This window comes from Streptomyces sp. NPDC060028, from assembly GCF_042736725.1.
Taxonomy (GTDB): domain Bacteria; phylum Actinomycetota; class Actinomycetes; order Streptomycetales; family Streptomycetaceae; genus Streptomyces.
In genome coordinates this window covers 20,885-35,176 of record NZ_JBHWVJ010000076.1, presented here as the reverse complement: position 1 = coordinate 35,176, position 14,292 = coordinate 20,885, and the positions used below count along the sequence as shown (strand labels likewise).

Genomic DNA, 14,292 nt, shown 5'->3' with positions numbered 1-14,292 from the left:
CTCAGGCACCGGCGGTCGATGTTTCACGTGAAACATCGACCGCCGGTGCCTGAGACCGCGCATCAGGCCTGCGCGGCCCACCACTCCTTGAGAGCCGCGACGGCCGCCTCACGACCCATCGGGCCGTTCTCCAGCCGCAGCTCCAGCAGGAACGCGTAGGCCTTGCCGATCACGGGACCAGGGCCGACGTCCAGCACCTCCATGATCTCGTTGCCGTCCAGGTCGGGCCGGATCGCATCCAGCTCCTCCTGCTCCTGCAACTGCTCGATGCGCTCCTCCAGCCCGTCGTAGGTCCGGGAGAGGGCATTGGCCTTGCGCTTGTTACGGGTGGTGCAGTCGGAGCGGGTCAGCTTGTGCAGGCGCTCCAGCAGCGGACCGGCATCGCGGACATAACGGCGCACCGCGGAGTCGGTCCACTCCCCGTCCCCGTACCCGTGGAAGCGCAGGTGCAGCTCGACCAGCCGGGAGACTTCCTTGATCATGTCGTTGGAGTACTTCAGAGCGGTCATGCGCTTCTTGGTCATCTTCGCGCCGACCACCTCGTGGTGGTGGAAGGAGACCCGTCCGTCGCTCTCGAACCGGCGGGTGCGGGGCTTGCCGATGTCGTGCAGCAGCGCCGCGAGCCGCAGCACCAGGTCAGGCCCGTCCTCCTCCAGGGCGATCGCCTGCTCCAGCACGATCAGCGAGTGGTCGTAGACGTCCTTGTGCCGGTGGTGCTCATCACTTTCCAGCCGCAGTGCCGGCAGCTCGGGCAGCACATGGTCGGCCAGCCCGGTGTCCACGAGCAGGCCCAGGCCCTTGCGCGGGTTCGCGGAGAGCAGCAGCTTGTTGAGCTCACCCTGCACGCGCTCCGCCGAGACGATCTCGATTCGGCCGGACATCGCCGTCATCGCCGCCACGACCTCGGGGGCGACCTCGAAGTCCAGCTGGGCGGCGAACCGTGCCGCGCGCAGCATCCGCAGCGGGTCGTCCGAGAAGGAGTCCTCGGGAGTGCCGGGGGTCCGCAGGACGCCCGTACGGAGGTCCTCCAGACCGCCGTGGGGGTCGATGAACTCCTGCTCCGGCAGGGCCAGCGCCATGGCGTTGACCGTGAAATCGCGCCGGACCAGGTCCTCCTCGATGGAGTCGCCGTAGGAGACCTCAGGCTTGCGCGACGTGCGGTCGTACGCCTCGGAGCGGTACGTCGTCACCTCGATCTGAAAGTTTCGATCGGCGCCTGCGACGCGGGCACCCTTCTGGGCCCCCACTGTGCCGAAGGCGATACCGACGTCCCAGACCGAGTCGGCCCATGGCCGGACGATCTTGAGCACGTCCTCGGGGCGGGCATCGGTGGTGAAGTCGAGGTCGTTGCCGAGACGCCCCAGCAGCGCGTCGCGGACGGACCCGCCGACCAGGGCAAGGCTGAAGCCCGCCTCCTGGAAGCGGCGGCCGAGCTCGTCGGCGACAGGGGCCACACGCAGCAGTTCACTCACCGCGCGGAGCTGCACCTGGTTCAGGACACTGAGGTTGTCTTCGTTGGCGTTCGGCACAACAGAAAAGGGTACGTGCCCCGCCCGCCGGGAGCTTCCTCGTTTGTGGCCACCCCGCCCCACAGCCCCGTCGGGCCTGACCCGATCATGTGGAGCAAGGCGCGGCACTCGCGCACAGCGGGTCTCGTTACCATGCGTAGACGCACAAACGACGACCACTGACACTTCGAGGGACGGGCGAGCGCGTGGCCGAGGCGGCAGACATCCAGGGGGCACGCCCCGCCCCTGCCCGGCGACGCTGGATGCGGCGCGCGGTCGTCCTGCTCGCCGGAACGCCCGTGTTCGCGGGTCTGGTCTACATGCCCGCCCCCCAGGCACAGGCCGCCGAGGCGGCCTCCGTCGACATCCAGCTCCACGAGGTGGCCCCCACCGCCCCGATCAAGAGCGACACCCTCACGATCTCCGGCACCGTGGTCAACAACGGCCGCGAGAAGATCACCGACGCGCACGTGGGTCTGCGCGTCGGTCCCGCACTGGGCGACCGCAGCTCCATCGGCGAGGCGGCGGAGCGCGGCTCCTTCCGGGCCGGCACCGACCCCGCCGAGATCTCCCCGGAATACGCCGTCAAGATCCCGTCGCTGCCCACGAAGGTCGCTCAGCCGTTCACCATCAAGGTGCCGGTGAGCAAGCTGGAGCTCGACAAGGACGGCGTCTATCAGCTCGGAGTCTCCCTGTCCGGGGAGACCGACAGCCGCCAGTACGAGCAGGTCCTCGGCATCAAGCGGACCTTCCTGCCCTGGCAGCCCGAGGCCTCCGCCCAGCGCTACCAGATGACCTACGTGTGGCCGCTGATCTCCACCACGCACCTGACGGCGGAGACCGGCTCGGACGACGTGCAGACCCCCGTCTTCCTCGACGACTCCCTCGCCGACGAGCTGCGTGCCGGCGGGCGCCTGGAGCAGATGGTCTCCCTCGGCAAGGACCTGCCCATCACCTGGGTCATCGACCCCGACCTGCTGCAGTCGGTCGATGCCATGACCAAGGGCTACCGGATCCGCAACCCCGATCCGGCCGGCAAGCCCCTCCCGGGCAAGAACAAGGCCGTCGCCGAGCAGTGGCTGAGCGCGCTGGAGACGGCCGTCCAGGGCAAGAAGGTCGTCGCGCTGCCCTTCGCCGACCCCGACATCGCCTCCCTCGCCCACCGCGGCAAGGACGTCCCGGGCACCCTGGGCCAGCTGCGGCCCGCCACCGACAAGGCCAAGCAGGCCGTCGAGACGGTCCTGCACGTCCCGGCCTCCACCGACTTCTCGTGGCCCGTGGACGGCGCGATCGATCCGTCGATCGTCAACGTCGCGACCTCGGCCGGCGCACACAACGTGCTCACCCGCAGCGACAGCCTCCAGGAGACCGGCACCCTCGGATACACCCCGTCGGCCGCCCGCCCCATCGGCGCGGGCACCACCGCCGTCGTTGCCGACGCGGAGCTCTCGACCGCCTTCCGGGGCGACATGCTCAGCGTCGGCAACTCCGTCCTCGCGGTGCAGCAGTTCCTGGCCCAGAGCCTCGCGCTGAACCTCCAGAAGACCGACAGCCAGCGCAGCGTGGTCGTCGCCCCGGACCGGATGCCCTCCGCCAGCCAGGCGCAGTCGATGGCCGCCGCCCTGCGCGGCCTGCAGGCGGGCCGCTGGACCCAGCCCGCCGACCTGGAGGCCGCGGCCGCCACGAAGCCGGACCCGGGCGCCGCCACCCAGGTCCCGGGCGCCGGCCAGTACCCCGAGGCCCTGGCGAGCCAAGAGCTGCCGGTCGCCGCCTTCGAGAAGATCCGCGCCACGCAGAACACCCTCGACCACTTCAAGGTGATCCTCACGGCGCCCGACCGCGTCGAGATCCCCTTCGGCAACACGACCAACCGCGAGATGTCCACGTCCTGGCGGGGGCGCCCCGAGGCGGCCTTGGACTACCGGAGCCAGGTGCAGCAGTACCTGAACGGCCTCACCGAGAAGGTCAAGGTCGTTCCAAAGTCCGACGCCACGCTCTCCGGGCACAGCGCGACCATCCCCGTGAGCGTCCAGAACAGCCTCGTCCAGGACGTCCACAACCTGGTACTGCGCGTGAAGTCCGCCAACCCCACCCGCCTGATGTTCGGCGACAAGGGCGAGGACCAGCAGGAAATCGTCGTGCAGGGCGGCCACAGCCAGACCGTCAAGTTCGACGCCAATGCCACGGCGACCGGCCCGGTGGAGGTCACCGCTCAGCTCTTCACCACGGACGGCGTCCCTTACGGCAAGGAGCGCAGGTTCACCGTCGAGGCCACCGAGGTCACCTCCACCGTCATGCTCGTCATCGCCGGCGGTGTCCTGCTCCTCGTTCTGGCTGGTATCAAGATGTACGCCAGCCGCAAGCGCGTCGCGGCCCGGGCGGCGGCCCAGGAGAGCACGCAGCCGAGTGACGAGTCCCCGGACACCGGACCGCAAAGCACGGAGGCGTCCGGCTCGGGTGAGACAGTGGACCGTTGAGCGATGCCGTGGCCGGCCGGCCTGGGGACGATGAGGTGGGGTTTCGATGAACGCGCCGTACGACGGTGACCGTGCGCAGGGCACTGGCGGGCCCGCGCCCGCCCAGGGCACTGCTCCCGGCACCGCGGTGCCCGGGCAGGTTCCCGCGCCCGCGCCCGCACCGGATCACGACCCGTATGTCCAGGACGCCTACGACTACGACCCGTACCGGTCGCAGGACCTGTCGGCCCAGGACCCCGTCGCCGAGGTCCTCTACGACCGGTCCGCGCACCCGCCGCCACCGCCCGGCACCTTCCAGGAGCCCGGCCCGCTCTACGCGGCGCCGCCGACGCCCTCGTACGCCCCCGACCCGCGCGTCTGGGCCCAGACCCCGCCGCCCGAGCCGGACGGCCCCTCCCGCCACCTGCCCTACGGCGACCACGCCACCACCACGCAGTTCGTCGGCGTGGACTCCCTGGTCACCAAGGCCGCCGACCAGGACCCCCAGCCCGACGCCTTCGCCCACCTGTACCGGGACCAGGAGGGGGCGCCGCGCACCCCGGCCGAGGACGCCCCCGTGGCCGTCCCGGCCCCGAGCAAGCCCGCCGGGCGCGCCTCCAGCCTCCTCAAGTCCAGCGCGCTCATGGCCGCCGGCACGATCGTCTCCCGCATGACCGGCTTCCTGCGGACGCTCGTGATTGCCGGCGCCATCGGCGTCAGCACGCTCAACGACACGTACCAGGTCGCCAACACCCTGCCGACGATGATCTACGTGCTGGTCGGCGGCGGCGCCCTCAACGCCGTCTTCATCCCGCAGCTGGTCCGGGCGATGAAGAACGACGAGGACGGCGGCGAGGCTTATGCCAACCGCCTGCTGACCCTCGTGGTGGTCCTGCTGGCCGGTGTCACCACGATCTGCGTCCTTGCGGCCCCGCTGTTCATCAGCATGATGTCGCAGAAGATCGCTTCGGATCCGCAGCGGCTCGACGTCGCCGTGGCTTTCGCCCACTACTGCCTGCCGACCATGTTCTTCATGGGCGTCCACGTGGTGCTCGGTCAGATCCTCAACGCCCGCGGCCGCTTCGGCGCGATGATGTGGACGCCGGTCCTCAACAACATCGTCGTCATCGCCACCTTCGGCGCCTTCATCTGGGCCTTCGGCGGCTTCACCTCCTCCGGCATCACCGAAGGCACCGTCACCGCCGACGGGGTACGCCTGTTGGGCATCGGCACCCTGCTCGGCCTCACCGTCCAGGCCCTCGCGATGCTCCCGTACCTGCGCGACGCGGGCTTCAGGCCGCGGCTGCGCTTCGACTGGAAGGGCCACGGTCTCGGCAAGGCCGCCAAGTTGGCCAAGTGGACGTTCTTCTTCGTCCTCGCCAACCAGATCGGCCTCGTCGTCGTCACCCAGCTCGCCACCTGGGCCGGCGAGGTGGCCGACAAGCAGGGCCACCACGGCACCGGCATCACCGCCTACAACTACGCGCTGCTGCTCTGGCAGATGCCGCAGGCGATCATCACCGTCTCCGTCATGACGGCCGTCCTGCCCCGCATCTCCCGTTCCGCGCACGACGGGGACGCCGCCGCGGTCCGCGACGACATCTCCTACGGCCTGCGCACCTCGGCCGTCGCCATCGTGCCCTGTGCCTTCGCCTTCCTGGCCCTCGGCGTCCCGATGGCCACCCTGCTCTACGCCGGCGCCGGCGACGGCGCGAGGAACATCGGCTTCGTCCTGATGGCCTTCGGCCTCGGGCTGATCCCGTACTCCGTCCAATACGTCGTCCTGCGCGGCTTCTACGCCTACGAGGACACCCGGACGCCCTTCTACAACACCGTCATCGTCGCGACCGTCAACGCGGCGGTCTCCACGGCCGCCTTCTTCGTCCTCCCCGCACGCTGGGCGGTCGTCGGGATGGCCGCCGCCTACGGCCTCGGATACACCGTCGGCGTCGGCGTCGCATGGCGGCGGTTGCGCACCCGCCTCGGCGGCAACCTCGACGGCGCCCACGTGATGCGGACTTACGCGCGACTCATCGGAGCTTGTGTCCCGGCCGCCGCCGTGGCCGGCGCCGCCGCCTACGCGGTCACCCAGTGGCTCGGCAGCGGAGTCGCCGGTTCCGTTGTTTCCCTGGTCACCGGGGGTGTGGCCCTCGCCGCCGTGTTCCTCATCGCCGCCAAGCGGATGCGGATCGAGGAGCTCAACGCCCTGGTCGGAATGGTCCGCGGGCGCATGGGGCGCTGATTCGAGCACGCACAATCCGACCAAGACCCCCATCGCGTGTCGTGCAGAGCGCCGGACTGTGGGCACAATTGGCTTGGCTTCGCAGACTGGCCGACAGCGCGCAACGGATGGGGAGGCAGGAACGACGGTGGCGGAACGTAGCACGGCTGCCGTCGACGTGGCCGACAACAGCGGCGATGAGCCGCTGGCCGCAGATGCGGCCAAGGCCACGGCCGACGGGGTGGACACCCAGAACGGACGAGCCGCGGACGGACCCATGCCCGAAAAGGACGGCGAACGCAAAAACGCGGCCCCCGCGGCCGCACCCGAACTTCACAGCGGCCACAAGCTCGCAAGGCGTTACCGCCTCGAAGAGTGCGTCACCCGTCTGGACGGATTCAGCAGCTGGCGCGCGATGGACGAGAAGCTGCGCCGCGCGGTGGGCGTCCATCTGCTGCCCGCCGACCACCCCCGGGCCCGCGCCGTCCTGGCCGCGGCCCGCTCCTCCGCCCTGCTCGGCGACCCCCGGTTCGTCCAGGTCCTCGACGCCGTGGAGGAGAACGACCTCGTCTACGTCGTGCACGAATGGCTGCCCGACGCCACCGAGCTCACCGCACTCCTCGCCGCGGGCCCCCTGGAGCCCCACGAGGCCTACCAACTCGTCAGCCAGGTCTCGCAGGCCATGACGGCGGCGCACCGCGAGGGCCTGGCCCATCTACGGCTCACGCCCAGCGCGATACTGCGCACCTCCACGGGCCAGTACCGCATCCGCGGCCTCGCCGTGAACGCCGCCCTGCGCGGCATCACCAGCGAGACCCCGCAGCGCGCGGACACCGAGGCCATCGGAGCGCTCCTGTACGCCTCCCTCACCCAGCGCTGGCCCTACGAGACGGACGCCTACGGCCTGACCGGCCTGCCCAAGGGCGTCGGACTGATCGCTCCCGACCAGGTCCGCGCCGGCGTCCACCGCGGCCTCGGCGAGCTCGCCATGCGCGCGCTCGCCAACGACGGGGCCACGGCCTCCCGTCAGGAACCCGCCTGCACCACCCCGGAGGAGCTGGCCAAGGCCGTCGCCGCGATGCCCCGCATCCGGCCTCCGGAGCCCGCCTTCACCGCACCGCCCGAGTACCAGAACACGACCTACCAGCAGGGCAGCTACGGTCGGCCCACGCCTCCCGGCATGCCCTCCACCCAGAACGTCACCGTCGTCCCCCCGCCGCCCCCGCTGCAGAGCCGTACCGGCAGGGCCCTCAAGTGGGGTGTCGCCGCCCTGCTCATCGCCGCCCTCGGCCTGGGCAGCTGGCAGCTCGCCGACACTCTGTTGGACCACAGCAGCCAGGGCACCGGCAACAGCCAGAACCCGCCGCCCAAGGGAGACGACGCCCCGAACAAGAAGGACCCGGTCCCGCTCTCCGTCAAGGGCGCCCAGGAGTACTACCCCGACGGCAACCCCCAGGACGTCGAGGGCGTCTCGAACACCTACGACGGGGACGCCTCCACGTACTGGCGGACCAAGAGCTTCTATGACGGGCCCGACATGAAGGCCTACAAGGCGGGGGTCGGCATCGTCTACGATCTCGGCTCCGAGGAGGACGTCAGCGCCGCCTCGATAGCGCTGCGGTTCGCGGGTGACCACACCACCGCCACGCTCTACGCGACCGGCTCCATGTCCTCGTCGACCCCGGTCGGCTCCATGAAGCAGATCGCGACCGCCACCACTTCGGACAGCTCCCTCAAGCTGGCCGCCGAGGCGCCGGTCAAGACGCGCTACGTCCTCGTGTGGATCACCGCCATGCCCCAAGCGGGCGGTGACCAGTACAGCCAGGCCGGGTTCAAGCAGGCCATCACGGATGTGAAGTTCACGGGCTGACAGAGACCAGGGGAGGGGCTCACCGTTGGACGACGCCACACCCGGCGGACGCAGCGACCAGGAACTCCTGGCGCTGCACGCCGCGGGAGACCCGGACGCCTTCGGTGAGCTGGTACGCCGCCACCGCGACCGGCTGTGGGCCGTGGCCCTGCGCACCCTCGGCGACCGGGAGGAAGCGGCCGACGCCGTGCAGGACGCGCTCGTCTCCGCCTACCGGGCAGCGCACACCTTCCGCGGTGAATCCGCCGTCACCACCTGGCTCCACCGCATCACCGTCAATGCCTGCCTGGACCGGGCACGCAAGGCCGCCTCCCGCAAGACGGCGCCCCTCGACGACACGGACCGTCTGGAGCGCCTCCTGGAGCCCCACGAGTCCGCCGAGGCCCCCGCGGAGCGCCAGGACCTCCACCGCCAGCTCCTGGCCGCTCTCGGCACGCTCCCGGCCGAACAGCGGGCGGCCCTGGTCCTGGTCGACATGCAGGGCTACCCCGTGGCCGAAGCCGCACGGATCCTCGACGTGCCCACCGGCACCGTGAAGAGCCGCTGTGCCCGTGGCCGGGCGAAACTCGTCCCGCTGCTCACTCATCTGCGCACGAATGCCGGGGATAACACCGGCACTGAGCGGGGAAGGAACCGGACGCCGGGAACAGCCGTCCCACCCACGGCAGAACCCAGGGAACCGGCACCGGGTCCAGACGCAGTGAAGGGCGGAGGTGGACGAGCGTGAGCCCCACTACCGGCACGATCCGGCACCCGGACGTCTCCGAGATCTCCGACCTGGCCGAAGGCCTGCTCTCCCCGTCCCGCACCGCCGAGGTCCGAAGCCACCTCGGCGACTGCGCCCTGTGCGCCGACGTCCGCGCCTCCCTGGAGGAGATCCGGGCCCTGCTCGGCACCCTCCCCGGGCATCCGCGGATGCCCGTCGACATCGCAGGCCGCATCGACGCGGCCCTGGCCGCCGAGGCACTCCTCGACGCGACCACTCCCGCGCCCGGCCCGGCCCCGGCCGAACACGGCCGGCAGTCCGCCCCAAAGGACGTCGAGGCCGACGATGTTTCACGTGAAACATCAGCCGCCGCCCCCGCCCGAAGCGGTGGAACGGGAGGCCTGCGGCCCTCCGGTCACCCGACCGGCTCAACCGGTCCCGGCCGGCGCCGCGCCCGCCGCCGGATCGCCGCCCTCGGGGCTCTGGCCGCCGCCTGCGCACTCGGGATCTTCCTGGCCACCGGCCTGCACGACACTTCGACCTCGCACGACACGGCCGCACGCGCCGATGCCACCAGCCCCCTGGCCAAGCCCCGCGGACCTGCGTACACCGCCCAGGGCCTCCAGGACATCGTTCGCGACCTGCTCGGCCCGGGGCAGCGCCCCAAGACGCCTCCGGGAGAGCAGAACAACACCTATGGGATGGAGAACACCACTCCGGCTCCCGGGGTGGCTCCGGGGGACCGCGGCGCGGCGAGCGTCCCCGAGTGCGTCCAGGAGGGCACCGGCCGCGCGGACACTCCGCTCGCCACCGACCGGGGCACGTACGAGCGCAAGGACGTCTACCTCCTCGTCCTCGCGCACCCCGGCGACCCTGGCCTCGTGGACGCCTACCTCGTCGACGCGGCCTGTGAGAACGGCCCTTCCACCGCTCCCGGGAAACCTCTGCTCAGCAGTACCTACCCCCGGAGCTGACACCCCGCCGTCCGCACGGGGGACGGAAGGGGAATGCATGCGCCGTAGGATCCGTTGGGTGGGGTGAGAGTCCACACCGGCCCCCCGGCAGCAGCAGGCAGTCCGCAGAGACGAGGAATAACCCGTGAGCGACGTACGAAACGTGATCATCATCGGCTCCGGGCCGGCCGGTTACACGGCCGCCCTGTACACCGCACGCGCTTCGCTCAAGCCCCTGGTCTTCGAAGGCGCCGTGACCGCCGGTGGCGCGCTGATGAACACCACGGAGGTCGAGAACTTCCCCGGCTTCCAGGACGGCATCATGGGCCCGGACCTCATGGACAACATGCGCGGCCAGGCCGAGCGCTTCGGCGCCGAGCTCGTGCCCGACGACATCGTGTCCGTGGACCTCACCGGTGAGATCAAGACGGTCACCGACACGGCCGGCACCGTGCACCGCGCAAAGGCCGTCATCGTCACCACCGGTTCCCAGCACCGCAAGCTCGGTCTGCCCAACGAGGACGCCCTCTCGGGTCGTGGCGTCTCCTGGTGCGCCACCTGCGACGGCTTCTTCTTCAAGGAGCAGGACATCGCCGTGGTCGGCGGCGGCGACACCGCGATCGAGGAGGCCACCTTCCTCTCCCGGTTCGCCAAGTCCGTCACCATCGTTCACCGTCGCGACAGCCTGCGCGCCTCCAAGGCCATGCAGGACCGCGCCTTCGCCGACCCGAAGATCAAGTTCGCCTGGGACAGCGAGGTCGCCGAGATCCACGGCGAGCAGAAGCTCTCCAGCCTCACCCTGCGCAACACCAAGACCAGTGAGACCTCCGAGCTGCCCGTGACCGGCCTCTTCATCGCCGTCGGCCACGACCCGCGCACCGAGCTGTTCAAGGACCAGCTGGACCTCGACGAAGAGGGCTACCTCAAGGTGGCCGCGCCCTCCACCCGCACCAGCCTCACCGGTGTGTTCGGTGCGGGCGACGTCGTGGACCACACCTACCGTCAGGCCATCACCGCCGCCGGCACGGGCTGCTCCGCCGCCCTCGACGCCGAGCGCTTCCTCGCCGCCCTCGCGGACGCCGAGAAGGCCCACGCGACGGTCTGACCCCCGCACCACCCCCTACACCCCACACCCCGCAGGAAGAAGGAGGCCGCTGTGGCCGGCACCCTCAAGAACGTGACCGACGACGACTTCGACACCGTGGTCCTCAGCAGCGACAAGCCCGTCCTCGTCGACTTCTGGGCGGCCTGGTGCGGTCCGTGCCGCCAGATCGCTCCGTCGCTGGAGGCCATTGCCGCCGAGTACGGCGACGAGATCGAGATCGTCAAGCTCAACATCGACGAGAACCCGGCCACGGCTGCCAAGTACGGCGTCATGTCCATCCCGACGCTGAACGTCTACCAGGGTGGCGAGGTCGCCAAGACCATCGTCGGCGCCAAGCCCAAGGCCGCCATCCTGCGCGACCTCTCGGACTTCATCGAGATCAAGACGGCCTGACGCAACGTGTGAAACGGGGCCGCCCCTCCAGGGGCGGCCCCGTTTCGCGTATCCCCAGGCTCACAGGGGACGAAGCGCCGGTTCCTTGCGCGCCGCACCCAGCAGCCGGTCGAGGGCCAGCTCCACGTCTTCCTTCCACGACAGCGTGGAGCGCAGCTCCAACCTCAGCCGTGGGTGCACCGGATGAGGCCGCACCGTCTTGAAGCCCACCGCCAGCAGATGGTCGGCGGGCAGCAGACACGCCGGCCCGTCCCACCGCGCGTCCCCGAATGCCTCGATCGCGCGGAAGCCCCGGCGTAGCAGGTCCTTCGCCACCGTCTGGACCATCACCCGTCCCAGGCCCTGCCCCTGATAGCCGGGCATGATCCACGCAGTGATCAGCTGGACCGCGTCGGGGGACACCGGACTCGTCGGAAAGGCCGTGGCCCGGGCCACATACGCCGGCGGCGCGTAGAGGACGAACCCCACCGGGACCTCGTCCACATAGACCACGCGGCCGCATGATCCCCACTCCAACAGGACGGCGGAGATCCATGCCTCCTTCTCCTGTGCCGGAGTCCCCGACTTCACGGCGGCCGCCCCGCTGACCGGGTCCAGCTCCCAGAAGACGCAGGACCGGCAACGCCGGGGCAGGTCCTGGAGGTTGTCCAGCGTGAGCGGTACCAGCCGACGACCCATGAGGGAATCGTATCCACTGGCCATGTTTTCTTCGATGGCACAGCACCCGAAACCGCGACAAGACACGGCAAAGGGGCGGACCGCGCCGACTCCCACCGACACGATCCGCCCCTAGTGCTGCCCGGGACTCACTCCCCGGAAAGACCTTGCTCCAGCACCCGGCCCTCGCCCGGTGCCAGCGTCCCCAGAATCCGCTCCAGATCCTCCATCGAGGCGAACTCAACGGTGATCTTGCCCCTCTTCTGACCCAGATCCACCTTCACCCGCGTCTCGAACCGGTCCGACAGGCGCGTCGCCAGCTCGCTGAGTGCCGGCGACACCCGTGCACCCGCCCGCGGGCCCTTCGGCTTGACCGGGCTCGACGGCTCGGAAGCCATCAGGGTCACGATCTCCTCAACGGCACGCACCGACAGCCCCTCGGCCACGATCCGATGCGCCAGCCGGTCCTGCTCCTCGGAGTCCGCCACCGACAGCAGCGCCCGCGCATGCCCGGCCGAGATCACTCCCGCCGCCACCCGGCGCTGCACCGGCGGGGACAGCTTCAGCAGCCGCAGCGTGTTCGACACCTGCGGACGCGAACGCCCGATCCGGTCCGCCAGCTGATCGTGCGTGCAGTTGAAGTCCTGGAGCAACTGGTCGTACGCCGCAGCCTCCTCCAGCGGGTTCAGCTGCGCCCGGTGCAGGTTCTCCAGGAGCGCGTCCAGCAGCAGCTTTTCGTCGTCCGTCGCCCGGATGATCGCCGGGATGCGAGCCAGTCCGGCCTCCCGGCACGCGCGCCAACGCCGCTCGCCCATGATGAGCTCGTAGCGGCCCGGCGCCGACTGCCGCACCACCACCGGCTGCAGCAGGCCTACCTCCTGGATGGAGGTCACCAGCTCGGCCAGGGCGTCCTCGTCGAACACCTCGCGGGGCTGCCGCGGATTCGGGGTGATCGCGTCCATCGCAAGTTCCGCGAACGTCGCCCCCGCCACCACATTGGCCTCGGGACCCGCCGGCTCCGGCTCATCCACCGCCACGACCGGCACCGATGTTTCACGTGAAACATCGGCCTGGGCCAAAGCTGCCAGCTTCGCCGCCGCGATCCCTCGCTCCGACGTCAGTACGGGTACCGCCGACGGAGACGTCGACCCGGAACCGATCACCGACGGCGTCTTCTCTTGGGGAGCCGCGGGAATCAGCGCGCCGAGCCCCCGCCCCAGCCCCCTACGTCGCTCACTCACTGGATCCCCTCCGCCACACTCTGCGTGCTGTTCAGGCCCGCGCCCAGATGGGCGTGCTGGGCGTCGTAATGAATTCCGGCCCCCCGCAGCGCGATCTCGCGCGCCGCCTCCAGGTAGGAGAGGGAACCGCTGGAGCCCGGGTCGTACGTGAGCACCGTCTGGCCATAGCTCGGCGCCTCGGAAATACGCACCGACCGGGGGATGCTGGTGCGCAGCACCTCCTTGCCGAAGTGGGTGCGCACCTCCTCCGCGACCTGCGAGGCCAGCCGCGTCCTGCCGTCGTACATCGTCAGCAGGATCGTCGACACGTGGAGCGTCTGGTTCAGATGGGCCCGCACCAGATCGACGTTGCGCAGCAGCTGACCCAGTCCCTCCAGCGCGTAGTACTCGCACTGGATCGGGATCAGCACCTCGGCGCCCGCGACCAGCGCGTTCACCGTCAGCAGTCCCAGCGAGGGCGGGCAGTCGATCAGGATGTAGTCGAGCGGCTGCTCGTACGCCTGGATCGCCCGCTGGAGCCGGCTCTCGCGCGCCACCAGTGACACCAGCTCGATCTCGGCACCCGCCAGATCGATCGTGGCCGGGGCGCAGAAGAGGCCCTCCACATCCACCACCGGCTGGACGACCTCCAGCAGCGGGCGGCTGTCCACGAGCACGTCGTAGATCGACGGCACGTCCGCGTGGTGATCGATACCAAGAGCCGTGGAGGCATTGCCCTGCGGGTCGAGGTCGATCACCAGGACCCGCGCACCGTGCAGGGCCAGAGAAGCCGCCAGGTTCACGGTCGTCGTGGTCTTGCCGACGCCGCCCTTCTGGTTGGCGACCACCATGATCCGGGTCTGGGCCGGGCGGGGCAGGCGCTCGCCGGCGCGCCCCAGCGCCTCGACGGCCAGCTGGGCAGCTCGGCCGATGGGGGTGTCGTTGTCTACAAGGGGCGACGATGTTTCACGTGAAACATCCTCGCCCGGTGCTTCAGAGCGGGGACCGGGGACCGGATCGGCCATGGGCCCCGCGAGGTTGGCGTCGGACCGCACGGTGTCACTCTCCTCGACATCAGGCTCGCGATGAACAGAGCCTGCCATGGCATCGGGGTCGCGAACCAGCGGGGCCCGTACTCCTGTGGATGAATCCACCGATGTGGACAACTCCGTCCCCCCTTCGTTCTTGTGGTGACGGGGGGAC

The 14,292-nt window shown here is 70.2% G+C and carries 11 protein-coding genes; 7 read left to right on the top strand and 4 right to left on the bottom strand.

The genetic code is table 11. From position 1 onward, the window contains the following. Nucleotides 1–62 precede the first annotated feature (62 nt). Nucleotides 63–1,529 (bottom strand): CCA tRNA nucleotidyltransferase, encoded by a 1,467-nt coding sequence (locus ACFWBF_RS29185; protein ID WP_385607135.1) that lies wholly within the window; start codon nucleotides 1,527–1,529, stop codon nucleotides 63–65. 185 nt (nucleotides 1,530–1,714) lie between these two features. Between ACFWBF_RS29185 and ACFWBF_RS29180 the strand changes: the two genes are divergently transcribed. The 7 genes from ACFWBF_RS29180 (at nucleotide 1,715) to trxA (ending at nucleotide 11,212) form a co-directional block, all read left to right on the top strand. Beyond that, nucleotides 1,715–3,985 (top strand): DUF6049 family protein, encoded by a 2,271-nt coding sequence (locus ACFWBF_RS29180; RefSeq protein WP_385607133.1) that lies wholly within the window; start codon nucleotides 1,715–1,717, stop codon nucleotides 3,983–3,985. Between the two features lie 46 nt (nucleotides 3,986–4,031). After that, the gene (gene murJ / locus ACFWBF_RS29175; protein WP_385607131.1) at nucleotides 4,032–6,206 is read left to right on the top strand and encodes a murein biosynthesis integral membrane protein MurJ; all 2,175 of its coding nucleotides are present in this window, start codon (nucleotides 4,032–4,034) and stop codon (nucleotides 6,204–6,206) included. Between the two features lie 127 nt (nucleotides 6,207–6,333). Then, nucleotides 6,334–8,055, top strand: a complete 1,722-nt coding sequence (locus ACFWBF_RS29170) for a protein kinase family protein (protein ID WP_385607129.1) — start codon at nucleotides 6,334–6,336, stop codon at nucleotides 8,053–8,055. A gap of 25 nt (nucleotides 8,056–8,080) precedes the next feature. Beyond that, entirely contained in the window at nucleotides 8,081–8,782 is a 702-nt protein-coding gene (gene sigM / locus ACFWBF_RS29165) for an RNA polymerase sigma factor SigM (protein ID WP_385607127.1), read from the top strand. After that, nucleotides 8,779–9,735 (top strand): hypothetical protein, encoded by a 957-nt coding sequence (locus ACFWBF_RS29160; protein WP_385607125.1) that lies wholly within the window; start codon nucleotides 8,779–8,781, stop codon nucleotides 9,733–9,735. Before sigM ends, ACFWBF_RS29160 begins: the two co-directional genes overlap by 4 nt. A gap of 124 nt (nucleotides 9,736–9,859) precedes the next feature. Next, nucleotides 9,860–10,819, top strand: a complete 960-nt coding sequence (gene trxB, locus ACFWBF_RS29155) for a thioredoxin-disulfide reductase (RefSeq protein WP_385607123.1) — start codon at nucleotides 9,860–9,862, stop codon at nucleotides 10,817–10,819. A gap of 51 nt (nucleotides 10,820–10,870) precedes the next feature. After that, complete coding sequence (gene trxA / locus ACFWBF_RS29150; RefSeq protein WP_385607121.1) at nucleotides 10,871–11,212, top strand: thioredoxin; 342 nt, start codon at nucleotides 10,871–10,873, stop codon at nucleotides 11,210–11,212. A 60-nt stretch (nucleotides 11,213–11,272) separates the two neighbouring features. Here the strand turns inward: trxA and ACFWBF_RS29145 are convergent, their stop codons facing one another. From ACFWBF_RS29145 to ACFWBF_RS29135, 3 genes are all read right to left on the bottom strand, one after another. Continuing rightward, entirely contained in the window at nucleotides 11,273–11,890 is a 618-nt protein-coding gene (locus ACFWBF_RS29145; RefSeq protein ID WP_385232115.1) for a GNAT family N-acetyltransferase, read from the bottom strand. A 128-nt stretch (nucleotides 11,891–12,018) separates the two neighbouring features. Further along, complete coding sequence (locus ACFWBF_RS29140) at nucleotides 12,019–13,110, bottom strand: ParB/RepB/Spo0J family partition protein (RefSeq protein ID WP_385607119.1); 1,092 nt, start codon at nucleotides 13,108–13,110, stop codon at nucleotides 12,019–12,021. Next, on the bottom strand, nucleotides 13,107–14,192 hold the full coding sequence (locus ACFWBF_RS29135; RefSeq protein ID WP_385607118.1) for an AAA family ATPase: 1,086 nt from the start codon (nucleotides 14,190–14,192) through the stop codon (nucleotides 13,107–13,109). The genes ACFWBF_RS29140 and ACFWBF_RS29135 overlap by 4 nt, the downstream gene beginning before the upstream one ends. Nucleotides 14,193–14,292: the final 100 nt, after the last annotated feature.